This is a genomic window from Pseudomonas sp. GW821-FHT01C01 (genome assembly GCF_059422645.1).
In genome coordinates, this window is sequence record NZ_JBWKXF010000028.1 from 42,371 (window position 1) to 67,090 (window position 24,720).

Annotated in this window: 24 protein-coding genes; 9 read left to right on the forward strand and 15 right to left on the reverse strand. The window is 60.3% G+C overall.

Annotated features, from left to right (window positions below; all coding sequences use genetic code 11):
* Positions 1-40: 40 nt before the first annotated feature.
* The 4 genes from AC07XF_RS17710 to gatC form a co-directional block, all read right to left on the reverse strand.
* A complete protein-coding gene (locus AC07XF_RS17710; RefSeq protein WP_204929193.1) occupies positions 41-415 on the reverse strand; it encodes a septal ring lytic transglycosylase RlpA family protein in 375 nt (124 codons plus the stop codon).
* Between the two features lie 149 nt (positions 416-564).
* Positions 565-2,010: an Asp-tRNA(Asn)/Glu-tRNA(Gln) amidotransferase subunit GatB gene (gene gatB / locus AC07XF_RS17715; protein ID WP_495027460.1), complete on the reverse strand. Its 1,446-nt coding sequence runs from the start codon at positions 2,008-2,010 to the stop codon at positions 565-567.
* A gap of 10 nt (positions 2,011-2,020) precedes the next feature.
* A complete protein-coding gene (gene gatA / locus AC07XF_RS17720; RefSeq protein WP_495027461.1) occupies positions 2,021-3,472 on the reverse strand; it encodes an Asp-tRNA(Asn)/Glu-tRNA(Gln) amidotransferase subunit GatA in 1,452 nt (483 codons plus the stop codon).
* Positions 3,473-3,488: 16 nt separating this feature from the next.
* Positions 3,489-3,776, reverse strand: coding sequence for an Asp-tRNA(Asn)/Glu-tRNA(Gln) amidotransferase subunit GatC (gene gatC, locus AC07XF_RS17725; RefSeq protein ID WP_024011606.1), 288 nt, complete (start codon positions 3,774-3,776; stop codon positions 3,489-3,491).
* 211 nt (positions 3,777-3,987) lie between these two features.
* Here gatC and mreB point away from each other — a divergent pair, with 211 nt between their 5' ends.
* The 8 genes from mreB (at position 3,988) to tldD (ending at position 15,323) form a co-directional block, all read left to right on the forward strand.
* Positions 3,988-5,025, forward strand: a complete 1,038-nt coding sequence (gene mreB / locus AC07XF_RS17730) for a rod shape-determining protein MreB (RefSeq protein WP_002555108.1) — start codon at positions 3,988-3,990, stop codon at positions 5,023-5,025.
* 143 nt (positions 5,026-5,168) lie between these two features.
* A complete protein-coding gene (mreC, locus tag AC07XF_RS17735; RefSeq protein ID WP_495027478.1) occupies positions 5,169-6,305 on the forward strand; it encodes a rod shape-determining protein MreC in 1,137 nt (378 codons plus the stop codon).
* On the forward strand, positions 6,305-6,796 hold the full coding sequence (gene mreD, locus AC07XF_RS17740) for a rod shape-determining protein MreD (protein WP_218544027.1): 492 nt from the start codon (positions 6,305-6,307) through the stop codon (positions 6,794-6,796). Before mreC ends, mreD begins: the two co-directional genes overlap by 1 nt.
* A gap of 43 nt (positions 6,797-6,839) precedes the next feature.
* On the forward strand, positions 6,840-7,436 hold the full coding sequence (locus AC07XF_RS17745; RefSeq protein WP_495027462.1) for a Maf family protein: 597 nt from the start codon (positions 6,840-6,842) through the stop codon (positions 7,434-7,436).
* 57 nt (positions 7,437-7,493) lie between these two features.
* On the forward strand, positions 7,494-8,951 hold the full coding sequence (gene rng / locus AC07XF_RS17750; RefSeq protein ID WP_007970246.1) for a ribonuclease G: 1,458 nt from the start codon (positions 7,494-7,496) through the stop codon (positions 8,949-8,951).
* A 75-nt stretch (positions 8,952-9,026) separates the two neighbouring features.
* A complete protein-coding gene (locus tag AC07XF_RS17755) occupies positions 9,027-12,830 on the forward strand; it encodes a YhdP family protein (RefSeq protein WP_495027463.1) in 3,804 nt (1,267 codons plus the stop codon).
* Positions 12,831-13,013: 183 nt separating this feature from the next.
* Positions 13,014-13,868, forward strand: a complete 855-nt coding sequence (locus AC07XF_RS17760; RefSeq protein ID WP_495027464.1) for a carbon-nitrogen hydrolase family protein — start codon at positions 13,014-13,016, stop codon at positions 13,866-13,868.
* Positions 13,869-13,880: 12 nt separating this feature from the next.
* Entirely contained in the window at positions 13,881-15,323 is a 1,443-nt protein-coding gene (gene tldD / locus AC07XF_RS17765) for a metalloprotease TldD (RefSeq protein WP_056728350.1), read from the forward strand.
* 48 nt (positions 15,324-15,371) lie between these two features.
* Here tldD and yjgA read toward each other — a convergent pair whose 3' ends face one another.
* A complete protein-coding gene (gene yjgA / locus AC07XF_RS17770) occupies positions 15,372-15,896 on the reverse strand; it encodes a ribosome biogenesis factor YjgA (protein ID WP_007986687.1) in 525 nt (174 codons plus the stop codon).
* A 108-nt stretch (positions 15,897-16,004) separates the two neighbouring features.
* On the opposite strand from yjgA, the gene pmbA reads away from it, so the two are divergent.
* Positions 16,005-17,351 (forward strand): metalloprotease PmbA, encoded by a 1,347-nt coding sequence (pmbA, locus tag AC07XF_RS17775; protein ID WP_495027465.1) that lies wholly within the window; start codon positions 16,005-16,007, stop codon positions 17,349-17,351.
* A 171-nt stretch (positions 17,352-17,522) separates the two neighbouring features.
* Here pmbA and AC07XF_RS17780 read toward each other — a convergent pair whose 3' ends face one another.
* The 10 genes from AC07XF_RS17780 to AC07XF_RS17825 all read right to left on the reverse strand — a co-directional run bounded on the left by AC07XF_RS17780 (position 17,523) and on the right by AC07XF_RS17825 (position 24,549).
* Positions 17,523-17,798 (reverse strand): HPr family phosphocarrier protein, encoded by a 276-nt coding sequence (locus AC07XF_RS17780; RefSeq protein ID WP_008018720.1) that lies wholly within the window; start codon positions 17,796-17,798, stop codon positions 17,523-17,525.
* A 15-nt stretch (positions 17,799-17,813) separates the two neighbouring features.
* Positions 17,814-18,671, reverse strand: coding sequence for an RNase adapter RapZ (rapZ, locus tag AC07XF_RS17785; protein WP_495027466.1), 858 nt, complete (start codon positions 18,669-18,671; stop codon positions 17,814-17,816).
* A gap of 2 nt (positions 18,672-18,673) precedes the next feature.
* Positions 18,674-19,138, reverse strand: a complete 465-nt coding sequence (gene ptsN / locus AC07XF_RS17790) for a PTS IIA-like nitrogen regulatory protein PtsN (protein ID WP_007986694.1) — start codon at positions 19,136-19,138, stop codon at positions 18,674-18,676.
* 12 nt (positions 19,139-19,150) lie between these two features.
* Entirely contained in the window at positions 19,151-19,459 is a 309-nt protein-coding gene (hpf, locus tag AC07XF_RS17795; RefSeq protein ID WP_007941242.1) for a ribosome hibernation-promoting factor, HPF/YfiA family, read from the reverse strand.
* Positions 19,460-19,533: 74 nt separating this feature from the next.
* Positions 19,534-21,027 carry an RNA polymerase factor sigma-54 gene (locus AC07XF_RS17800; protein WP_495027467.1) on the reverse strand — a complete coding sequence of 498 codons (1,494 nt, stop codon included), beginning with the start codon at positions 21,025-21,027 and terminating at the stop codon, positions 19,534-19,536.
* 183 nt (positions 21,028-21,210) lie between these two features.
* The gene (lptB, locus tag AC07XF_RS17805) at positions 21,211-21,936 is read right to left on the reverse strand and encodes an LPS export ABC transporter ATP-binding protein (protein ID WP_495027468.1); all 726 of its coding nucleotides are present in this window, start codon (positions 21,934-21,936) and stop codon (positions 21,211-21,213) included.
* The gene (gene lptA / locus AC07XF_RS17810) at positions 21,936-22,484 is read right to left on the reverse strand and encodes a lipopolysaccharide transport periplasmic protein LptA (protein ID WP_495027469.1); all 549 of its coding nucleotides are present in this window, start codon (positions 22,482-22,484) and stop codon (positions 21,936-21,938) included. The genes lptB and lptA overlap by 1 nt, the downstream gene beginning before the upstream one ends.
* The gene (lptC, locus tag AC07XF_RS17815; protein WP_495027470.1) at positions 22,471-23,043 is read right to left on the reverse strand and encodes an LPS export ABC transporter periplasmic protein LptC; all 573 of its coding nucleotides are present in this window, start codon (positions 23,041-23,043) and stop codon (positions 22,471-22,473) included. The genes lptA and lptC overlap by 14 nt, the downstream gene beginning before the upstream one ends.
* A gap of 7 nt (positions 23,044-23,050) precedes the next feature.
* On the reverse strand, positions 23,051-23,575 hold the full coding sequence (locus AC07XF_RS17820; protein ID WP_007970265.1) for a KdsC family phosphatase: 525 nt from the start codon (positions 23,573-23,575) through the stop codon (positions 23,051-23,053).
* Positions 23,575-24,549 (reverse strand): KpsF/GutQ family sugar-phosphate isomerase, encoded by a 975-nt coding sequence (locus AC07XF_RS17825; protein ID WP_495027471.1) that lies wholly within the window; start codon positions 24,547-24,549, stop codon positions 23,575-23,577. Before AC07XF_RS17825 ends, AC07XF_RS17820 begins: the two co-directional genes overlap by 1 nt.
* Between the last annotated feature and the right edge of the window lie 171 nt (positions 24,550-24,720).

Sequence of the window (24,720 nt, forward strand, 5' to 3'; positions counted from 1 at the left end):
GGTATATCGGCTAATCCGAAAATGGTCGGGGCTCCATCGGTCAGTCGTCGAGGGCCTGGACGCGTACCCGGGCGGTGCCGCTTTTGAGCATGCCGAGGCGCTCGGCAGCTTCATGGGACAGGTCAATCAGGCGGCCACGGGTGTGCGGCCCGCGATCATTGATACGCACCACGCAGGATTTGTCGTTATTCAGATTGGTGACCTTCACCCGCGTACCGAAGGGCAACTGGCGGTGGGCGGCGGTCATGGAATTCTTGTCGAAACGCTCGCCACTGGCGGTGCGTTTGCCTTGGTGTTTGGCACCGTAGTACGAAGCCACGCCGGTTTTGTCGTAGCCATGCGGATCGACGGTGTCGGTGCTGGCGCAGCCGGCCAGGAGCGAGAGGAGGGCGCAGGCGCCGAGCAGACGTTTCATTTGGGCGTTCCAAAAAACAAATGTGGGAGCGGGCTCGCTCGCGAATGCATTCTGACAGTCAACATTGAATTGAGTGCCAAACCGCATTCGCGAGCAAGCCCGCTCCCACAGGGGAATGGAGCCAGATTGCCGGGCTGGCTCCATTCTCATCAGCCTTCGAGCTTGCTTTTCAGCAGTTCGTTGACCTGTTGCGGGTTGGCCTTGCCTTTGGAGGCTTTCATGGCCTGGCCGACGAAGAAGCCGAACATCTTGCCGCGTTTGGCTTCGTCTGCCGCACGGTATTGTTCGACCTGCTCGGCGTTGGCCGCGAGCATTTCGTCCAGTACCGCCGAGATGGCGCCGGTGTCGGTCACTTGCTTGAGGCCGCGCTTGTCGATGATCTCGTCCGCGCTGCCTTCGCCGTTGGCCATCGCTTCGAACACCACCTTGGCGATCTTGCCGGAGATGGTGTTGTCCTTGATGCGCAACAGCATGCCACCCAGAAGCTCTGCGGAAACCGGCGACTGTTCGATGTCCAGGCCTTGCTTGTTGAGCAGACTGCCCAACTCCACCATCACCCAGTTCGCCGCCAGCTTGGCGTCGCCGCTGATGCTCGCGACCTTCTCGAAGTAATCCGCCTGCTCGCGGCTGGTGGCCAGCACGTTGGCGTCGTACACCGACAGACCGAACTGCTCCTGGAAGCGCTCGCGCTTCTGCGGTGGCAGCTCGGGCAGCGTGGCGCGGACGTCGTCGAGGAATGAGTTCTCGATGACCACCGGCAGCAGGTCCGGATCGGGGAAGTAACGGTAGTCGTTGGCTTCCTCTTTGCTGCGCATCGGACGGGTCTCGTCCTTGTTCGGATCGTACAGGCGGGTCTGCTGGATCACTTTGCCGCCGTCTTCGATCAGCTCGATCTGACGCTGGATTTCGCTGTTGATCGCTTTCTCGATGAAACGGAACGAGTTGACGTTCTTGATCTCGCAGCGGGTGCCGAACTCGACCTGACCTTTCGGACGGATCGACACGTTGCAGTCGCAACGCAGCGAACCTTCGGCCATGTTGCCGTCGCAGATGCCCAGGTAACGCACCAGCGCGTGGATCGCCTTGACGTAGGCCACGGCTTCCTTGGCGCTGCGCATGTCCGGCTCGGAGACGATTTCCAGCAGCGGGGTGCCGGCACGGTTCAGGTCGATGCCGCTGGCGCCGCTGAACTCTTCGTGCAGGCTCTTGCCGGCGTCTTCTTCAAGGTGCGCGCGAGTGATGCCGACGCGTTTGACCGTGCCGTCTTCGAGAGCGATGTCCAGGTGACCCTTGCCGACGATCGGCAATTCCATCTGGCTGATCTGGTAGCCCTTGGGCAGGTCCGGGTAGAAATAGTTTTTACGGGCGAACACGTTGTGCTGGCCGATCTCGGCGTCAATCGCCAGACCGAACATCACCGCCATGCGCACCGCTTCCTGGTTCAGCACCGGCAGCACGCCGGGCATACCCAGGTCGATCAGGCTGGCCTGGGTGTTCGGCTCGGAGCCGAACGTGGTGGAACTACCGGAAAAGATTTTCGACCGGGTGGTGAGCTGGGTGTGAATCTCCAGCCCGATCACGACTTCCCATTGCATGTGTGTCTCCTCAGAAGCCGGTTGGGGTGCGGGTGTGCCAGTCAGTGTTCAACTGATACTGGTGCGCAACGTTGAGCAAACGGCCTTCCTGGAAATACGGGGCGAGCAGTTGCACACCGATCGGCAGACCGTCGACAAAACCGGCCGGCATCGACAGGCCCGGCAGGCCGGCGAGGTTGGCGGTGATGGTGTAGACGTCTTCCAGGTACGCAGCGACCGGGTCGCTGTTCTTGGCGCCGAGCTTCCAGGCCGGGTTTGGCGTGGTTGGGCCGAGGATGATGTCGACCTCATTGAAGGCCGCCATGAAGTCGTTCTTGATCAAGCGACGGATCTTCTGCGCCTTGAGGTAGTAGGCGTCGTAGTACCCGGCGGACAGCGCGTAGGCACCGACCATGATCCGGCGCTGCACTTCCGCGCCGAAGCCTTCGCCACGGGAGCGCTTGTACAGGTCTTCCAGGTTTTTTGGATCTTCGCAGCGATAGCCGAAGCGCACGCCGTCGAAACGCGACAGGTTGGACGAGGCTTCCGCCGGGGCGATCACGTAGTACGCAGGAATCGCGTGCTGCATGTTCGGCAGGCTGATTTCCTTGATCACGGCGCCGAGCTTTTGCAGCTCCTTGACGCTGTTGTGGATCAGTTCGGCGATGCGCGGGTCGAGACCGGCGCTGAAATACTCTTTCGGCACGCCGATGCGCAGGCCTTGCAGCGAACCGTTGAGGCTGGCGCTGTAGTCAGGCACGGGCTCATCGATGCTGGTGGAGTCGTTCGGATCGAAGCCGGCCATACCTTGCAACAAAATCGCGCAGTCTTCGGCGGTGCGTGCCATTGGGCCGCCCTGGTCGAGACTGGACGCGTAGGCAATCATGCCCCAGCGCGAAACACGACCGTAGGTCGGTTTCAGGCCGGTGAGGTTGGTCAGGGCTGCCGGCTGACGGATCGAACCACCGGTGTCGGTGCCGGTGGCCGCTGGCAACAGACGAGCGGCAACCGCCGCCGCCGAGCCGCCGGACGAACCGCCTGGAACGTGTTCCAGGTTCCACGGGTTTTTCACCGCGCCGTAGTAGCTCGACTCGTTGGCCGAACCCATGGCGAATTCGTCCATGTTGGTCTTGCCCAGGGTCACGGCCCCGGCAGCGGCCAGCTTGGCGACGACGGTGGCGTCATACGGTGCCTTGAAGTTGTCGAGCATCTTCGAGCCGCAGCTGGTGCGGATGCCCTGGGTGCAGAACAGGTCTTTGTGGGCGATCGGCGCGCCGAGCAGGGCGCCGCTCTCACCATTGGCCCGGCGGGCGTCAGCGGCTTTCGCCTGCGTGAGCGCCAGGTCCTCGGTGAGGCTGATGAAACTGTTGAGCTGTGGATCGAGCTGGACGATGCGCGCCAGCAGGACTTTGGTCAGCTCTTCGGAGGAAAACTTTTTATCGGCGAGTCCGCGGGCGATCTCGGCCAGAGTCAATTGATGCATTGCAGGCTCTTTCCCTTTAGTCGATGACTTTCGGAACCAGGTACAGGCCGTTTTCGACCGCTGGTGCGATGGACTGGTAGGCCTCGCGGTTATTGGTCTCGGTCACGACGTCTGCACGCAGGCGCTGGCTGGCCTCCAGAGGGTGGGCCAGCGGCTCGATACCGTCGGTATCGACCGCCTGCATTTCGTCGACCAGCCCGAGAATGCTGTTGAGGGCCGAAGTGATGTGTGGAAGATCGGCATCATTGAGGCCAAGGCAGGCCAGATGAGCGATTTTTTCCACATCGGAGCGTTCTAGCGCCATTGGGATTCTCCAGTGGAAAACAAAACGGACGGCGTCCGTGTGTTAGATTGTCGGAACACTACCGCACTTCTACGGTCATAAGGCCGCGATTGTGGGGCTTGGTGCACAGAAAAGCGGCCAATTTAACATATTGGCGCCTTGCCCAAAATCCCTGTCGTTGTTAGAGTTTGCCGCACTTTTTTACCCACGCGTTGCCTAGGGTCCCTTTCCCATGTTCAAGAAACTGCGTGGCATGTTTTCCAGCGATCTTTCCATTGACCTGGGCACTGCCAACACCCTTATTTACGTGCGCGAGCGCGGTATCGTCCTGAATGAGCCCTCCGTTGTGGCCATTCGGACACACGGTAACCAGAAAAGTGTCGTTGCTGTCGGCACCGAAGCCAAGCGCATGCTCGGCCGTACACCGGGCAACATCGCTGCCATTCGTCCGATGAAGGACGGCGTGATCGCCGACTTCAGCGTTTGCGAAAAAATGCTGCAGTACTTTATCAACAAGGTTCACGAAAACAGCTTCCTGCAGCCTAGCCCTCGCGTGTTGATCTGCGTTCCATGCAAATCCACCCAGGTTGAGCGTCGTGCCATCCGTGAATCGGCCCTCGGCGCCGGTGCCCGTGAAGTGTTCCTGATCGAAGAGCCAATGGCCGCTGCGATCGGCGCCGGCCTGCCGGTTGAAGAAGCCCGCGGTTCGATGGTCGTGGATATCGGTGGCGGTACCACTGAAATCGCGCTGATCTCCCTGAACGGTGTGGTTTACGCCGAATCCGTCCGTGTTGGCGGCGACCGCTTCGACGAAGCGATCATCACCTACGTGCGTCGCAACTACGGCAGCCTGATCGGTGAGTCCACTGCCGAACGCATCAAGCAGGAAATCGGTACCGCCTACCCGGGCGGCGAAGTTCGCGAAGTCGACGTTCGTGGCCGTAACCTGGCCGAAGGCGTTCCACGCGCATTCACCCTGAACTCCAACGAAGTGCTGGAAGCTCTGCAAGAGTCCCTGGCAACCATCGTTCAGGCCGTGAAAAGCGCCCTGGAGCAATCGCCTCCGGAACTGGCTTCCGACATCGCCGAGCGTGGCCTGGTACTGACCGGTGGTGGCGCCTTGCTGCGTGACCTGGACAAGTTGCTGGCCCAGGAAACCGGTCTGCCGGTGATCGTTGCCGAAGACCCGCTGACCTGCGTTGCTCGCGGCGGTGGCCGTGCATTGGAAATGATGGATAAACACACCATGGACCTGCTTTCCAGCGAGTAAGTCGCCGGATCGCTTCTATGCTGTTGAGCGCGCAGGCGGCACTTTGCGGTGCTGCCTGTTCGCGTTTATCTTCTGTCAGTCTGCATCCAGGCCGGATTGCTGCCGTATGAATAAACAGAACATTTGCCTGGGAGGAGCGGCTTATTAAACCGCTTTTCACCAAGGGTCCTTCGCTGGGCGTGCGCCTGTTGGTGCTGGTCGTGCTATCGGTCGCGCTGATGGTGGTCGATGCCCGCTTCAGTCTGCTCAAGCCAGCACGCAGCCAGATGTCGCTGGTGCTGATGGACGCCTACTGGATCACCGACCTGCCCGGACGACTGTGGGAAGGCGTTGCCAGTCAGTTTGGCAGCCGGACCGAACTCGTCGCCGAAAACGAAAAACTCAAGACCGAGAACCTGCTGCTGCAGGGGCGCATGCAGAAGCTTGCCGCCCTGACCGAGCAGAACGTTCGGCTGCGCGAGTTGCTCAACTCTTCGGCACTGGTCAACGAGAAGGTCGAAGTGGCCGAGTTGATCGGCATGGATCCCAACCCCTTTACCCATCGCATCATCATCAACAAGGGTGAACGCGACGGCGTGGTCCTCGGTCAGCCGGTACTTGATGCCCGTGGCCTGATGGGCCAGGTGGTCGAGCTGATGCCTTATACCTCCCGCGTCTTGCTGCTGACCGATACCACCCACAGCATTCCAGTGCAGGTGAACCGTAACGGTTTGCGGGCGATTGCCAGCGGCACCGGCAACCCCGAGCGTCTCGAGTTGCGTCATGTGGCCGACACCGCCGACATCAAGGAAGGCGACTTGCTGGTCAGCTCCGGCCTTGGCCAACGTTTCCCGGCCGGTTACCCGGTGGCGACGGTCAAGGAAGTGATTCACGATTCCGGCCAGCCATTTGCCATTGTCCGCGCCATTCCGACCGCCGCCTTGAACCGCAGCCGTTACCTGCTGCTGGTGTTCAGCGACAACCGGACTGCCGAAGAGCGCGCCAACGCTGCCGCCCAGGCCCAGGAAAACCTGGACGCGCAGGGCGGTGGACCGATCATTCCGGCGACGGTGCCGAAACTGGTCAACCCGGCAGCCCCCGCAGCCCCGGCCGCCGCACCGGCAACTCCTGCCGCGGCGGCACCTGCGGCCACTGCGCCAGCCAAGCCGACCACCACGCCAGCCAAGCCTGCGAGCACGCATCCTGCGGCGGCTAAACCGCCTGCGGCGCAACCCGCTGCCGCGAAGCCTGCCGCCAAACCGCCAGTCTCCGTGCCGGCTACTCCAGTGGGAAGAGAATAATGGGCGGTGTAAAAGCATCCCGAAACGGCTGGATAGTCTGGCTGACATTCGCCATCGGTCTACTTCTCAGCGTTTCGCCTTTGCCGCAATTCATGGAAATCCTGCGCCCGCTGTGGCTGGCCTTGTTGCTGGCATTCTGGGCGTTGAACCTGCCGCAGACCGTCGGGATGGTGACGGCGTTTTGCCTGGGGCTGGCTGAAGACGTGCTCTATGGCACGTTGCTGGGTCAGAACGCCTTGATCCTGACCCTCATCACCTATCTGGTACTGGCGCTGCAGCAACGTCTGCGGATGTTCCCGATGTGGCAGCAGAGCCTGGTGATCCTGGTGATCTTCGGCCTCGCCCAACTGGTTCAGTTGTGGCTCAGTGCCCTGACCGGCAATCGTCAGCCAACCCTGGCGCTGGTGCTGCCGGCACTGGTCAGTGCATTGCTCTGGCCCTGGATCAGTTTCGGTTTGCGCGGGTTGCGTCGACGTTACAAAATCAATTGATTCGGTCAGGCATTTGCCCGCACCTGGACAGGGAGATGTCTTGATGAAACAGCTTTATCTTGCCTCTGGTTCGCCGCGTCGACGTGAATTGCTCACGCAGATCGGCGTACCGTTCTCCGCCGTCAGTGCGGACATCGATGAAACCCCTTTAGCTCAAGAATCCCCATCGGCCTATGTCGAGCGTCTGGCGCGCGGCAAGGCCGAGGCCGGTCGCGGTGGAGTCGTGTCTGACGAACCGTTCTGCGTGCTGGGTGCCGATACTGCCGTGGTACAGGGCGGAAAAATTCTCGGCAAACCGGTTGATCATGCGGATGCGTGCGCCATGCTGATGATGTTGTCAGGGTGTGAGCATGAGGTCCTCACCGCGATTGCGGTACTCGATGGCGAACGTTGCGAGTCCCGGGTTGTCACCAGTCGGGTGCGTTTTCGTGATATCAGTCGTGATGAAGCAGCGGCCTACTGGGCCAGCGGCGAGCCAAAGGACAAGGCGGGTGGTTATGGCATTCAAGGACTGGGTGCGGTGTTTGTCGCCGGGCTCGATGGAAGTTATTCGGCGGTGGTGGGACTACCGCTTTGCGAAACCGCGGAACTGCTTGGCCATTTCGGCATACCCTGTTGGCAAACCCGGAACGCACACTAAGCAACGTTCTGAACAGATGCGGCCATTATCGTGAACATGCCTGAACGAGACCCTGCCATGAGTGAAGAGATCCTGATCAACATCACGCCGATGGAGTCGCGCGTGGCGGTGGTCGAAAACGGTGTCCTGCAAGAGGTCCATGTCGAGCGCACGCAAAAGCGCGGGATCGTCGGCAACATCTATAAAGGCAAAGTCGTGCGGGTATTGCCGGGGATGCAGGCGGCATTCGTCGACATCGGCCTTGACCGTGCCGCGTTCATTCATGCTTCGGAAATTTCCCTGCGCGAAGGCCCGGCGGTCGAGAGCATCAGTGCACTGGTGCACGAAGGCCAGAGCCTGGTGGTGCAAGTGACCAAGGACCCGATCGGCTCCAAAGGCGCGCGCCTGACCACCCAGCTGTCGATCCCTTCGCGTTATCTGGTGTACATGCCACGCACGGCCCATGTCGGCATTTCCCTGAAGATCGAAGACGAAGCCGAGCGCGAGCGCCTCAAGCAAGTGGTCACTGATTGCGTGGCCAAGGAAGGTATCAAGGAAGCCGGCGGTTTCATTCTGCGCACGGCAGCCGAAGGCGCCGGTGCCGACGAAATTCTCATGGACATCCGCTACCTGCGGCGGCTCTGGGATCAGATCAGCGCCCAGATCAAAACCATCAGCGCGCCCAGCGTGATCTACGAAGACCTTGGTTTGGCGCTGCGCACCCTGCGTGACCTGGTGAGCCCGAAGATCGAGAAGATCCGCATCGACTCCCGGGAAACCTTCCAGAAAACCACGCAATTCGTCGCCGAATTGATGCCCGAGATTGCCGACCGCCTGGAGCATTACCCGGGCGAGCGGCCGATTTTCGACCTGTATGGCGTCGAAGACGAAATCCAGAAGGCCCTCGAACGCAAGGTCCCACTCAAGTCCGGCGGTTATCTGGTGGTCGACCCGGCGGAAGCCATGAGCACCATCGACGTCAATACCGGGGCGTTCGTCGGCCATCGCAACCTCGAAGAAACCATCTTCAAGACCAACCTCGAAGCTGCGACGGCCATCGCCCGCCAGTTGCGCCTGCGGAACCTCGGCGGAATCATCATCATCGACTTCATCGACATGGAAGATGAAGAACACCAGCGCCAGGTGCTGCGCACGCTTGAAAAGCAACTGGAGCGCGATCACGCCAAGACCAACATCATCGGTATCACCGAGCTGGGCCTGGTGCAGATGACCCGCAAGCGCACCCGTGAAAGCCTTGAACAAGTGTTGTGCGAGCCGTGCAATGCCTGTCAGGGACGCGGCAAGCTCAAGACCCCGGAAACCGTTTGCTACGAAATCTTCCGTGAAATCCTGCGTGAGGCTCGCGCCTATCAGGCGGAAGGCTATCGTGTATTGGCAAACCAGAAAGTGGTGGACCGCCTGCTTGACGAAGAGTCGGGCAACGTCGCCGAGCTGGAAGGGTTTATCGGACGCACCATCCGCTTCCAGGTAGAAACCATGTATTCCCAGGAACAATACGACGTGGTGTTGCTCTGAATCGCTGCGTTTTAACTTTTTCTGAATGGCTGGCCTCAGCTTTTTGCAAAACTTTTGCCATGGGGGCCACCTGACATGGACCGTCTGACACGCATTTTGGCCGCACTGATCCGCTGGGGTCTGGGCCTGTGCGCGTTGGTTTTGGTGTTGATGGCGCTCTACGTCAGCCTTGGCCGGGAGCTGACGCCGCTGGTGGCCGAGTACCGTGCCGACGTCGAAACCAAAGCCAGCGATGCCTTGGGCATGCCGTTGCAGATCGGTGAGCTCGAAGGCAACTGGAGCGGATTTGCCCCCATATTGATGGCTCACGACGTGACGGTCGGCGAGGGCGCCAATGCCTTGCATCTGGATCAGGTGCGCGCAGTGCCGGACCTTTGGGCCAGCCTGCTGGCACGCCAGGTACGCATCGCGCATCTGGAAGTCAGCGGCCTGAAGATCAGCGTCAAGGAGGGCGACGACGGTCAATGGGCTCTGGAAGGTTTGCCAGTGCAACAGGATCAACCCATTGATCCGGAACAGTTGCTCAATCGTATGCAAATGATCCAGCAACTGTCGGTGCTCGACAGCCAGGTGACCCTGCAGCCGTTTGCACAGTCGCCGCTGACGCTGACTTATGTCGGTCTGAATCTGAAAACCGGGGCGTCGCGGCAACGGCTCGACGCGAGGCTGACCCTGCCTGACGGGCAGCCGGTGGCCATGAGCCTGCGGACGCGCATTCGTGCCAGCGAATGGCAGGACGGTGAAGCCGAAGTCTATCTAAGCCTGCCGCAAAGCGACTGGTCGAAGTGGTTGCCCGAGCGTGTAAGCCAGCAATGGAATTTCTCCGAGATCAAGGCCGGCGGCGAGCTGTGGGCGACCTGGGGCAAAGGCACCTTGCAAAGCGCGGCAGTGCGCTTGAACGCGCCACAACTCAAGGGCGCCTACGTCGACCGCCAGCCGATCCAGATCAACAACCTGGCGCTCAACGGTTACTTCCAGCGCAATGCCGAAGGCATGCTGGTGACCCTGGATTCCCTGGCAATGAACCTCGGCGACACCCGCTGGGAAACGCATTTGCAGCTCAAGCAAAACGCCGCCACCAACAAGACCGAAGAACTTTGGCATCTGCAGGCCGACCGCGTCGACCTGACCCCGCTCACGCCGCTGCTCAATGCTCTTGCGCCGTTGCCGCAAGGCTTTGCCACCGTTGTCGAGCGGCTCAAGGTGACGGGCGAACTGCGCAATGTATTGATCGACGTGCGGCCCAATGCCACCGACGACAGCAAGTTCAGCTTTGCCGCCAATCTCGATCAGGTCGGCTTCGACGCTTATCACGGTGCGCCGGCGGCGCGAAATGTCAGTGGCAGCATCAGCGGTGATCTGGGCCATGGTGAACTGCGCATGGACAGCAAGGATTTCATGCTGCACCTGGACCCGATTTTCGCCAAACCGTGGCAGTACATTCAAGCCAACGCGCGGCTGACCTGGAAACTCGATAAAGAAGGCTTCACCCTGATCGCGCCGTACCTGAAGGTACTGGGCGAGGAAGGCAAGATTGCCGGCGACTTCCTGATTCGCCTGCATTTCGATCACACCCAGGAAGACTACATGGACCTGCGGGTTGGCCTGGTGGACGGTGACGGACGCTACACCGCCAAGTACCTGCCGGCAGTCCTCAGCCCGGCGCTGGATGAATGGCTGCGCACCGCGATTCTCAAGGGCGCGGTGGATCAAGGCTTCTTCCAGTATCAAGGGTCGCTCCACCACGGTGCCGCGGACGCCGATCGCAGCATCAGCCTGTACTTCAAGGTCCACGATGCCGAACTGGCATTCCAGCCGGGCTGGCCCCATGTCAGCAAGGTCAGTGGTGATGTGTTTGTTGAGGACAGCGGGGTGCGGATTCTGGCCAGCAAGGGCCAGTTGCTCGACACGCAGGTCAGCGATATCTACGTCGACATTCCCCATGTGCCTGCGGGGCAGAACGTTCATTTGTTCCTCGATGGCGGATTTGCCGGTGGTTTGGGCGATGGCCTGAAAATCCTTCAGGAAGCACCGATCGGCACCGCAGCTACTTTCGCCGGCTGGGAAGGCGAGGGTGACCTGCAAGGCAAGTTGAAGCTGGATATCCCGTTGGCAAAAGACGAGGAGCCGAAGATCCTCGTCGACTTCAAGACCGCCAAGGCGCGCTTGAAGCTGGCGGAGCCTGTGCTGGAGTTGACTCAGCTCAAAGGTGATTTCCGTTTCGACAGTGCCAAAGGCCTGAGCGGGCAGAACATCAGCGCACGGGCATTCGACAAGCCGGTTACCGCGCAGATTTTTGCCGATGGCGGTGCAGGCAAACTCAATACCCGGGTCAGCGCGTCCGGCCAGGTCGAGGTCAAGAAACTGACCGACTGGCTGAAGGTTACCCAGCCTCTGCCAGTGAGTGGCGTGATCCCCTATCAACTGCAACTGACCCTGAACGGCGCCGACAGCCAATTGATGGTCAACTCCAACCTCAAGGGCGTGGCCGTCGATTTGCCTGCACCGTTCGGCATGACCACCGATGCCGGGCGCGACACGACGTTTCGCATGACCTTGCAGGGCGACGAACGGCGTTATTGGGTCAACTACGGGGACCTGGCGAGTTTCACGTTTGCAGCCCCGGCCAGCAATTTCGCCGACGGTCGCGGGGACTTGTTCCTCGGTGGCGGCGAGGCCGTGTTGCCTGGCACCAAAGGCCTGCGGATACGGGGCGTGCTGTCGGAGCTGGACGTTGGCCCGTGGAAGGATCTGGTGGATAAATACGCCGGGCAGGATCCCGGAGGCAGCGCCAAGCAATTGCTCAGCGGTGCGGATTTCAAGGTGGACAAGCTCAGCGGTATTGGCACCACGCTCGATCAGGCCTCGATCCAGCTGGCGCGCAACCCTTCCGCCTGGACGCTGCAACTCGACAGCCAGCAGATCAAGGGCAACGCCAACCTTCCCGATGCGAAAGGGGCGCCGATCACGGTCAATCTGCAAACCGTGCGCCTGCCGGCACCGGACCCGACCGTGCTGGCCGATGAAAACTCGCCTGATCCGCTGGCCTCGGTGGACCCGACGAAAATCCCCGCGATGGACATCACCATTAATCAGCTATTCCAGGGCCAGGATCTGGTGGGGGGCTGGTCGCTGAAGATTCGTCCGACGGCCAAGGGTATCGTGTTCAACTCGCTGGACCTGGGCCTCAAGGGCATTCTGTTGGTGGGCAGCGGTGGTTGGGAAGGCACGCCCGGCGCCAGCACAAGCTGGTACAAGGGACGCATCAGCGGCAAGAACCTCGCCGATGTGCTCAAGAACTGGGGGTATGCGCCGAGCGTCACCAGCAAGGACTTTTACATGGATGTCGATGGCCGCTGGCCCGGCTCGCCGGCCTGGGTGGCGACCAAACGTTTCTCCGGCTCGCTTGATGCAACGCTCAATCAGGGCCAGTTCGTCGAGGTCGAAGGCAGTGCTCAGGCGTTGCGGGTATTTGGATTGCTCAACTTCAACTCCATTGGCAGGCGTCTGCGCCTGGATTTCTCCGACCTGTTCGGCAAAGGTCTGAGTTATGACCAGGTCAAGGGGCTGCTGGTGGGGACCAATGGAGTGTATGTCACCCGTGAGCCGATCCGGCTGACGGGGCCATCGAGCACCATCGAGCTCGATGGCACCCTGAACCTGGTGGCCGACCAGATCGATGCGAAACTGTTGGTGACCTTGCCGGTAACCAATAACTTGCCGATTGCCGCACTAATCATCGGTGCACCCGCGGTCGGCGGGGCGCTGTTCCTGATCGACAAGCTGATCGGTGACCGTGTCGCCCGTTTCGCCAGTGTGAAGTACACCGTCAAAGGGCCGTGGAAAGAACCGAAAATCACCTTCGACAAGCCTTTTTGAAAAGCCAACCTTCGGGCCTATGGAGTAGCATGACCATTGCGGCTCGCCCCCCTGTAGGAGCGAGCTTGCTCGCGATGAGTTTGAACGCGACGCGTTTTTCAGACAGCCTGCGTCATCGTTCACGTCCATCGCGAGCAAGCTCGCTCCTACAAGGTCTGTGTTGATTTCAATAAGGAAAAGGCCATGTCTGTAGCGGTGATTCAAATGGTCAGCCAGAGCGATGTGCTGGCCAATCTGGCCCAGGCCCGTCGACTGCTTGAACAAGCGGCCGCCGGCGGCGCGAAACTGGCGGTATTGCCGGAAAACTTCGCCGCCATGGGCCGGCGCGACATTGCCGACATCGGGCGCGCCGAAGCACTGGGCGACGGCCCGATCCTGCCCTGGTTGAAACAGACCGCACGCGACCTCAAGTTATGGATTGTGGCCGGCACATTGCCGTTGCCGCCGGTGGATCAACCGACGGCGAAAGCGCATGCCTGTTCGTTGCTGGTCGATGACCAGGGCGAAACGGTGGCGCGCTACGACAAGCTGCACCTGTTCGACGTGGACGTGGCGGACAATCGTGGCCGTTATCGTGAATCCGATGACTATGCTTATGGCAGCGGTGTGGTCGTGGCGGACACACCGGTCGGCCAGGTCGGCCTGACGGTCTGCTATGACCTGCGCTTTCCCGAGCTGTACAGTGAACTGCGCGCTGCCGGTGCGGAACTGATTACTGCCCCCTCGGCGTTCACGGCGGTGACCGGCGCGGCGCATTGGGATGTGCTGATTCGGGCGCGGGCCATCGAGACGCAATGTTACGTACTCGCGGCAGCCCAGGGCGGGACGCATCCGGGGCCAAGGGAAACCTATGGTCATGCCGCCATCGTCGACCCGTGGGGGCGTGTGCTGGCGCAACAGGATCAGGGCGAGGCCGTGCTGCTGGCTGAACGCGACAGCAGCGAACAGGCGTCCATCCGGGCGCGGATGCCGGTGTCCAGTCACCGGCGCTTTTTCTCGCAGGGCGCCCAGCGACCTGCATCAGAACGACGAATTTAAGGCGTAAAGCATATGAGCGAGTTGTTGTCCTCAGTCAGTGAACACCTGCTGGCGCCCGGTGGCGTCACGATCGAGAGCCTGCAAGGCGTACTCGGCGATCTGGCCGGGCCGGGCATCGATGCGGCCGACCTGTATTTCCAGGGACAGATCTCCGAGTCCTGGGCGCTGGAAGACGGCATCGTCAAGGAAGGCAGCTTCAACCTTGACCAAGGCGTGGGCGTGCGTGCGCAATCGGGCGAAAAAACCGGTTTTGCCTACAGCAATGCCATCACTCTCGAAGCCCTGGGCGCGGCGGCGCGTGCCGCCCGTTCGATTTCCCGGGCCGGGCAACACGGCACCGTCCAGGCTTTTACCAGCCAGGATGTTGCGCAGTTGTATGCGCCGGACAATCCGCTGGAAGTGCTGACCCGCGCCGAGAAAGTCGATTTGCTCAAGCGAATCGACGCCGCGACCCGCGCCCTCGACCCACGCATCCAGCAAGTCACCGTGAGCATGGCCGGTGTCTGGGAACGGATTCTGGTGGCTTCCACCGACGGCGGTCTGGCGGCGGATGTGCGGCCGTTGGTGCGTTTCAACGTCAGTGTGATCGTCGAGCAGAACGGTCGCCGCGAGCGCGGCGGTCATGGTGGTGGCGGTCGGACCGATTACCGTTATTTCCTCGGCGAAGACCGCGCCATGGGCTATGCCCGCGAAGCATTGCGTCAGGCACTGGTCAACCTTGAAGCGATTCCGGCACCGGCCGGTACGCTGCCGGTGGTGCTCGGCTCCGGCTGGTCGGGCGTGCTGCTGCACGAAGCCGTCGGTCATGGTCTGGAAGGCGACTTCAATCGCAAGGGCAGCTCGGCTTATAGCGGGCGCATGGGCGAGATGGTTGCGTCCAAGCTGTGCACCATTGTCGATGATGGCACCCTGGCCGGTCGCCGTGGCTCATTGAGCGTCGATGACGAAGGTACGCCGACCGAGTGCACAACGCTGATCGAAAACGGCGTACTCAAAGGCTACATGCAGGACAAGCTCAACGCCCGCCTGATGGGCGTTGCACGCACCGGTAACGGCCGTCGCGAATCCTACGCGCACCTGCCGATGCCGCGCATGACCAACACCTACATGCTCGCCGGCGAAAGCGACCCGGCGGAAATCATCGCTTCGGTGAAACGCGGCATCTACTGCGCCAACCTCGGTGGCGGTCAGGTGGACATCACCAGCGGCAAGTTCGTGTTCTCCACCAGCGAGGCGTACCTGATCGAGGACGGCAAGATCACCGCTCCGGTCAAAGGCGCGACCCTGATCGGCAACGGGCCGGAAGCCATGAGCAAAGTGTCGATGGTGGGTAATGATCTGTCGCTGGACAGCGGCGTGGGCACGTGTGGCAAGGATGGGCAGTCGGTGCCGGTGGGTGTCGGCCAGCCAACGCTGAAGATTGATGCGATCACCGTGGGTGGCACGGGCGCTTGATGGATCGAGCTTCGGGTGAGTCGCGTCGCGACTCACCCGATTCGAGATTTAACGCAGTCCGCGTTGAGTCTCGTCCAGCTCACGGATGTACTTGAAGATTTTACGGCTGGCAGCAGGAGGCTTGTTTTGCGCAACCTCATGCTGGGCCTGACGGATCAGGGAACGCAATTGCTGGCGATCCGCGTCGGGATATTCGACGACGAATTTTTCCAGTACGGCGTCGTCGCCGGCAATCAGACGATCGCGCCAGCGTTCCAGGTTATGGAAGCGTTCGTTGTACTGGCGAGTGGAGGCATCGAGTTGATCGAGCAGAACCAGAATCGCGTCAGTGTCCTGATCGCGCATCAGTTTGCCGATGAACTGAAGGTGCCGTTTACGCGCGATGTTCGCGGTGTGCTTGGGCGCATCGGCCAGGGCCCGGCGCAATCCGTCGGTCAATGGCAGTTTGTTGAGCAAGTCAGGCTTGAGCGTTGTAAGGCGCTCGCCGAGGTCAACCAGAGCATGCAGCTCGCGTTTGACCTGGGATTTGCTTTTTTCTCCCGTATCGAGGGAGTCGTCGTAAGAATCAACCATGGTGGCAGTCCGCAAAGAAACGCCGCCATGATAACCAGTCGGGGGCCACTTGTCCGGCCCGGTCGCTCGATGACCGTTACCGAAAGCAGAATTTGAGTGGAGAACAGCATGAGTGCAGTTGAAAGCGTCGGCCCACAAGCATTGCCGGCACTGCAGGAACAAGTCGAGCAGATCATCGCTGAAGCCAAGCGCCAGGGGGCCAGCGCCTGTGAAGTAGCGGTGTCACTGGAGCAAGGCTTGTCGACTTCGGTGCGCCAGCGTGAAGTCGAAACGGTCGAATTCAACCGCGATCAGGGTTTTGGCATCACCTTGTACGTCGGCCAGCGCAAAGGCTCGGCCAGCACCTCGGCCAGCGGTCCGGAGGCGATTCGCGAAACGGTTGCCGCTGCACTGGCTATCGCCAAACACACCTCGGAAGACGAAGCCTCGGGCCTGGCGGATGCAGCGTTGATGGCCAGGGATGTGCAGGATTTCGACCTGTTTCACCAATGGGACATCACGCCGGAGCAGGCCATCGAGCAGGCCCTGGCCTGTGAAGCCGCGGCGTTTGCCGCCGACAGCCGGATCAAGAACGCTGACGGCACCACCCTCAGCACCCATCAGGGTTGCCGCGTTTATGGCAACAGCCACGGCTTCATCGGCGGCTACGCATCGACTCGTCACAGCTTGAGCTGCGTGATGATCGCCGAAGCGGACGGCCAGATGCAGCGTGATTACTGGTACGACGTGAACCGCCAGGGCAATCTGCTGGCCGACCCGGTCAGTATCGGCCAGCGCGCTGCGCAACGGGCGGCGAGCCGTCTGGGCGCGCGTCCGGTGCCGACTTGCGAGGTGCCGGTGCTGTTTTCCGCCGAGTTGGCTGGGGGCCTGTTCGGCAGTTTCCTGTCGGCGATTTCCGGCGGCAGCCTGTACCGCAAGTCATCGTTCCTTGAAGGTACTTTGGGACAGAAGCTGTTTCCGGAGTGGCTGACCATCGACGAGCGCCCACACTTGATGCGTGCCATGGGCAGCGCGGCGTTCGACGGTGATGGTTTGGCCACCTACGCCAAACCGTTCGTCGAAAAAGGCGAGCTGGTGTCCTATATCCTCGGCACCTACTCCGGCCGCAAGCTTGGAATGCCAAGCACGGCCAACGCCGGCGGCGTGCACAACCTGTTCGTCACCCATGGCGATGAAGACCAGGCGGCCTTGCTGCGGCGTATGGGGCGCGGGCTGTTGGTCACCGAGTTAATGGGCCAGGGGCTGAACATGGTCACCGGTGATTATTCCCGGGGCGCGGCGGGTTACTGGGTCGAGAACGGCGAAATCCAGTTCGCGGTCCAGGAAGTGACCATCGCCGGCAACATGCGCGACATGTTCAAACAGATTCTGGCCGTGGGGAACGACCTGGAACTGCGCAGCAACATCCGTACGGGTTCGGTGCTGATCGAGCGGATGACGGTGGCGGGTAGCTAAGCCAGCGCCGCTGTACAAAAAAGGCGCGCCACCCAATGGGGGGGCGCGCCTTTTTTATTGGCAAACGCGGTGTATCTGATGCATTGCGATGATAGGAGTTGGGGCCGCTTCGCGCCCCAGCGGGAGCACGCTCCCTCGCCACAAAATCACCGGGAAAGGATTCCGTAGCGGTTACTCGCCTTCGTCGAAGTAGTTGTTGATCAGGGCTACCAGTGCGTCCATCGCTTCCTGTTCCTGCTCGCCTTCCGTGCTCAGATGGATTTTGGTGCCCTTACCGGCAGCGAGCATCATCATGGCCATGATGCTTTTGCCATCGACTGTGGATTCAGGTGTGCGTCCTACCCTGATCGTGCAGTCCTTGAACTGGCCGGCGACTCCGACGAATTTTGCAGACGCCCGGGCATGCAGACCCAGCTTGTTGATGATTTCGATTTCCAGAGCAGGCATCGCGATGTGAATCCTTTAGCTGAGGTCGCGGTGGCGAACCTGGACGTTCTTCAGGGTTTTTTGCAGCGCCTGCCCCAAACGCTCGGTCAGGTAGACGGAGCGGTGATGTCCGCCAGTGCACCCAATGGCAATGGTGACGTAGGCGCGGTTGCTGGCGGCAAAACGAGGCAGCCACTTTAGCAGGTATGTGGAAATGTCCTGGAACATCTCCTCCACATCCGGCTGTGCCGCCAGGTAATCGGCAACCGGTTGATCGAGCCCGGACTGCTCGCGCAATTCCGGTTTCCAGTAAGGGTTGGGCAGGCAACGCACATCGAACACCAGGTCGGCGTCCACCGGCATGCCACGCTTGAACCCGAAGGACTCCACCAGGAACGCAGTGCCCGGCTCGGGCTGATTCAACAGGCGCAGTTTGATGGTATCGCGCAGTTGATACAGGTTCAGGCTGGTGGTGTTGATCTTGAGATCGGCGAGGTCGGCAATCGGCCCGAGCAGGACACTTTCAACGTTGATGGCTTCGGCCAGCGAGCGGTTGGCGTTGGTCAGGGGGTGACGTCGGCGGGTTTCCGAGAAGCGCTTGAGCAGGGTTTCTTCATCGGCGTCCAGGTACAGGACATCGCACTGGATGTGGCGGCTGCGGACTTCTTCGAGCAGGTCGGGAAAGCGTGACAGGTGGCTGGGCAGGTTGCGAGCGTCGATGGAAACGGCGACCAGCGGCTGCATTAGCTCGGTATGAATCAATGCTCGTTCGGCCAGTTCCGGCAGCAGACCGGCAGGCAGATTGTCGATGCAGTAGTAGCCGTTGTCCTCAAGAACGTTGAGGGCGGTACTTTTACCTGAGCCGGAACGGCCACTGACGATGATCAAGCGCATGATTACTGACCGTTTTGCTCATCCAGGACAACCTGATACAGGGCTTCGTTGCTTGCAGCATGACGCAGTTTTTCGCGGACATCCTTGCGGTCGAGCATGCTGGCGATCTGTCGCAGCAGTTCAAGGTGCGCATCGGTAGCTGCTTCCGGGACCAGCAGTACGAACAACAGGTCAACCGGCGCGCCGTCGATGGCGTCGAAATCGATAGGGGCGTCGAGGTGCATCAATGCACTGATGGGCGAAACACAGCCCTTGAGGCGGCAATGTGGAATAGCGATGCCGTTGCCAAAACCGGTGGAACCGAGTTTTTCACGGGCAATCAGCGCCTCGAAGACATCTTGCATCTCCAGAGCCGGCACTTCGCGGGCGATCAGATTGGCAATTTGTTCGAGGGCTTTCTTTTTACTGCCGCCCGGCACGTTCACGAGGGAACGGCCGGGGGTCAGGATACTTTCAAGTCGGATCATGGGTTGGGAGTGTTAACGACCGGTTGCGCCCTGAAGGAGGCTCTGGGTCTTTTCCTTATGCTTTTTGAGTTGTTTATCCAGCTTGTCGGTGAGTGCGTCGATCGCGGCGTACATATCGGTATGTTCCGCGTTTGCGACCACTTCATTTCCGGGAATATGCAGCGTGGCTTCGATTTTCTGCTTCAGTTTTTCGACGGTCATCGTGACCTGCACATTAGTGATCTTGTCGAAATGTCGCTCCAATCGTTCGAGTTTTTCGCCGATGTAGGTGCGAAGAGGTTCGGTCACTTCCAGTTGGTGTCCACTGATGTTGACTTGCATACAGCTTCTCCTTCGTTGCCAGTGCATAAAGCGGTAGATCAGATGATCTACCACTGGAACGCTGTGGCGTGGCCCTACATCAACCGCTTGCGTTCGCTCGAAGGCGCGATCCCGAGGGATTCGCGGTACTTGGCGACGGTGCGGCGGGCCACCTGAATGCCTTGTGCCTCCAGTAAACCAGCGATCTTGCTGTCACTCAACGGCTTTTTCTGATTTTCCGCGGCAACCAGTTTTTTGATGATCGCGCGGATCGCTGTGGACGAGCATTCGCCGCCTTCGGAGGTGCTTACATGACTGGAGAAAAAGTATTTGAGTTCATAAATGCCCCGGGGGGTGTGCATGAACTTCTGGGTGGTCACCCGTGAAATCGTCGACTCATGCATGCCGACCGCTTCGGCGATGTCATGCAGGACCAGCGGCTTCATGGCTTCGTCGCCATATTCGAGGAAGCCGCGCTGATGCTCGACGATCTGGGTGGCCACTTTCATCAGGGTTTCATTACGGCTTTGCAGGCTCTTGATGAACCAGCGGGCCTCCTGCAACTGATTGCGCATGAATGTGTTGTCGGCGCTGGTGTCGGCGCGGCGCACGAAACCGGCGTACTGGGCGTTGACCCGCAGCCGTGGCACCGACTCCTGATTCAGCTCCACCAGCCAGCGCTCGTTGTCCTTGCGCACGATAACGTCAGGAACGACGTACTCGGCTTCGGTGGACTCGATCTGCGAGCCAGGACGCGGGTTGAGGCTCTGGACCAGCTCGATGACCTGGCGCAGTTCATCTTCCTTGAGCTTCATGCGGCGCATCAACTGGCTGTAGTCGCGGCTGCCAAGCAGGTCGATGTAATCGGTGACCAGGCGCTTTGCCTCGGCCAGCCAAGGGGTCTTGGCGGGCAGCTGACGCAACTGCAGCAGCAGGCATTCGCCCAGGTTGCGGGCGCCGATGCCGGCGGGCTCGAATTGCTGGATGCGGTGCAGGACCGCTTCGATTTCGTCCAGTTCGATGTCCAGTTCCGGATCGAAGGCTTCGAGGATCTCCTCGAGGGTTTCATCCAGGTAGCCCTGATTGTTGATGCAGTCGATCAGGGTCACGGCGATCAGGCGATCGGTGTCGGACATCGGAGCCAGGTTCAGTTGCCACAGCAAGTGGCTTTGCAGGCTTTCGCCGGCCGAGGTGCGGGTGGTGAAGTCCCACTCGTCATCATCATTGCTGGGCAGGCTGCTGGCGCTGGTCTGGTAAACGTCTTCCCACGCGGTGTCGACGGGGAGTTCGTTGGGAATGCGCTCGTTCCAGTCGCCCTCATCGAGGTTGTCAACCGTCGGGGCGCTTTCCTGGTAGGAGGGTTCCTGGATGTCAGTGTTGGGCTTTTGTTCGGTGTTGTCGGCCAAGGGGTCGGAATTGTCGAAGTCGTCGCCTTCTTCCTGGCGTTCGAGCATCGGATTGGACTCCAGGGCCTCCTGGATTTCCTGTTGCAGGTCCAGGGTCGACAATTGGAGCAGGCGGATGGCCTGTTGCAGCTGCGGTGTCATCGTCAGCTGCTGGCCCATTCTCAAGACTAGCGATGGTTTCATGGCAGGGGCTTAACACCTTATTCGCCGGCGCGCATGCGCCATCCACTACAGGGCGCCGGAGCGCCAAACATAAGCAAATTATATGCCCGAAACTGAAGTGTTTGCCTAGAGCGCTGTAACAATAAAAACCTGTTGATTTTTATCGCTACAGCGGTCTGGCATTCGCCATGACTGCTTCAGCGCTTACAGGCGGAACTCATGGCCCAGGTACACTTCCTTGACCAGGTCGTTGGCCAGGATGGTTTCGGCGTCACCTTCGGCGATCAACTGGCCGTCGTTGACGATATAGGCCGTTTCGCAGATATCCAGGGTTTCACGAACGTTGTGGTCCGTGATCAGCACGCCAATGCCTTTGGCCTTGAGGTGGTAAATGATCTGTTTGATGTCGCCGACCGAAATCGGGTCCACGCCGGCGAAAGGTTCGTCGAGGAGGATGAATTTCGGGTTGGTGGCCAGGGCGCGGGCGATTTCCACGCGACGGCGCTCACCACCGGACAGGCTCATGCCGAGGTTGTCGCGGATGTGGCTGATGTGGAATTCCTGCAACAGGCTTTCCAGTTCCTTGCGACGACCGGCCTTGTCGAGTTCCTTGCGGGTCTCGAGGATGGCCATGATGTTGTCGGCCACCGACAGTTTGCGGAAGATCGATGCTTCTTGCGGCAAGTAGCCGATACCGGCGTTCGCGCGACCGTGCATCGGCTGGTGGCTGACGTCCAGGTCATCGATCAGGACGCGGCCCTGGTCGGCCTGTACCAGGCCGACGATCATGTAGAAGCAGGTAGTCTTGCCGGCGCCGTTGGGGCCAAGCAGGCCGACGATCTGACCGCTGTCGATGGACAGGCTGACATCACGCACGACCTGGCGGCTCTTGTAGCTCTTGGCCAGATGCTGAGCTTTCAGAGTTGCCATTACTGGGCCTTTTGCTCGTCGGTTTTCTTTTTCGGCTGGATCACCATATCGATGCGCGGGCGCGACTCGGTCACCTTGCTGCCGGTTGCGCGACCGGCGCTGGCGAGCTTCTTGACCGTGTCGTAGACGATTTTTTCGCCTTGGGTGACGTTGTTGTCCTTGTCGACAACTTTGGCCTTGTCGATCAGTACGACGCGGTTTTGCGCGGCGTGATACTGGATGGTCACGCCCCAGCCCTGAACAGGCTTGGTATCGCCAGCCGTTTGCAATTGCTCGAAGTACGCCAGGTTGCCCACCGAGGTCACCACGTCGATGTCGCCAGTCGGGGTGCGGGTGATGGTCACGGTGTTGCCGGTCACCTTCATCGAGCCTTGGGTGATGATCACGTCACCCTTATAGGTAGCAATACCTTGTTTGTCGTCCAGTTGGGCATCGTCGGCCTGAATGCGGATAGGCTGCTGTTGATCTTCCGGCAGAGCCCAGGCGCTCACGCTTCCCAGTGCTGCGCCCAGACTGAGCAAAATCGGGAGGGTTTTAACGAGCCTCATACTGTCCTCTTACGTTCGATAGCAGGTGTATCCTGCTTTCTTTCAAATACGCTTTCATTCCCTTGCCAGTCGATACACCGCCAGCGCCGTCGATTCTAACGTCTTGCTCGGTCTGCGCATATTGCTGCTGCGGGAACACGGTCATGCGGGTGCTGGTGATCAGAGTCTTGCGGTTTTTCTCGTCGAAGCGAGTGATACGCACGTCATCGATCAATTCGACCTGTGTGCCGTCAGGGTTGACCTCGCCGTGCAGGCTCTGGACGTGCCACGGGAATTCGGTGCCGCGGAACACGTTCAGGTCGGGGTTGGTCAGCAATGTCACCTCGGTCGCTTTCAGGTGCTCGACCTTGTCGGACACCAGATCATATTGCAGCTTGCCATCTGGCAGGTACTGCACGCTGTGGGCGTTGATGGCGTAATAGTCGATCGCGCTTTCGTCGACCGGCGTTGCCGGCTTGTCGAGGAAGCGTTCCGGGCTGATGTTCCAGTAGCCAACCGCGGCGAAAATCGCCGCGATGCAACTGAACATCAGAGTGTTGCGAAACTTTTTGCTCAGCATAGTGGGCTCACAGGTACGCCGCATTGGCCGCATCGAGGCGGTCCTGGGCGCGCAGGATCAATTCGCAGAATTCGCGAGCGGCACCTTCGCCGCCACGGGCGAGGGTGATGCCGTGAGCGTGTTCACGCACGAAACTGGCGGCATTGGCCACCGCCATGCCCAGGCCGACGCGGCGAATCACCGGAAGGTCCGGCAGGTCATCGCCGAGGTAGGCAACCTGTTCATAGCTCAGATTGAGTTGGGCCAGTAGCTCGTCGAGTACCACCAGTTTGTCTTCACGCCCCTGATACAGGTGCGGGATACCGAGATTCCTGGCTCGCCGTTCGACCACCGGGGTCTTGCGGCCACTGATGATGGCTGTCTGCACGCCAGCGGCCATCAACATCTTGATGCCCTGGCCGTCGAGTGTGTTGAACGTCTTGAATTCGCTGCCGTCTTCGAGGAAGTACAAGCGTCCGTCGGTCAGCACGCCATCGACATCGAACACCGCCAGTTTGATCTGTTTGCCGCGTTGCAGCAGGTCCGCACTCATTACATTACTCCTGCACGCAGCAAGTCGTGCATGTTCAATGCGCCAACCGGGCGGTCTTCGCTGTCGACCACGACCAGCGCGTTGATTTTGTGGTCTTCCATGATTTTCAGTGCTTCGGCGGCGAGCATCTCGGCGCGTGCGGTCTTGCCATGGGCCGTCATGACCTGGTCGATGATGGCGCTGTGGATGTCGATGCTGCGGTCCAGTGTGCGGCGCAAGTCACCGTCGGTGAAGATTCCGGCCAGTTTGCCGTCGGCTTCCAGAATGACGGTCATGCCCAGGCCCTTGCGGGTCATTTCCATCAGGGCATCCTTGAGCAGGGTGCCGCGCTGGACCTGCGGCAGTTCCTGGCCTGCGTGCATGACATTTTCCACTTTCAGCAGCAGGCGTCGGCCCAGGGCGCCGCCGGGATGGGAAAAGGCGAAGTCTTCGGCGGTAAAACCACGGGCTTCCAAAAGCGCGACTGACAGGGCGTCGCCCATGACCAGCGCGGCCGTGGTCGACGAGGTCGGCGCCAGGTTCAACGGGCAGGCTTCGTGCTCGACGTGGACATTCAGGTTGACCTCGGCGGCCTTGGCCAGCGGCGAGTCAGGGTTGCCGGTCAGGCTGATCAACTGAATGCCCAGGCGCTTGATCAGTGGCAGCAGGGTAACGATTTCATTGGTGGAGCCGGAGTTCGAGAGCGCCAGAATGATGTCGTCGCGGGTGATCATGCCCATGTCACCGTGGCTGGCTTCGGCCGGGTGCACAAAAAATGCCGTGGTGCCGGTGCTGGCCAGGGTCGCGGCAATCTTGTTGCCGATGTGCCCCGACTTGCCCATGCCGACCACGACCACGCGGCCTTTGCTGGCCAGAATCATCTCGCAAGCGCGTACGAAATCTGCGTCGATATGGGGTAGCAGGCCTTGCACGGCTTCTACTTCGAGGCGGATGGTGCGTTGTGCTGATCGAATCAGGTCGCTGGATTGGCTCATGTCGGAAATCGTATAGCCTGATGAAAAGGCGGCGATTATAGCGGTTATGATCGAATCCCTCACGCAAGTTCGTCGCGCATTGTTATTTTCAGTTACCGGAAAGCTTCTAAATGGGGCTTTCAACCTGTCATGCAGTTGAACATGACCCGGCTTTGGCCTTGGGCGCGCAGC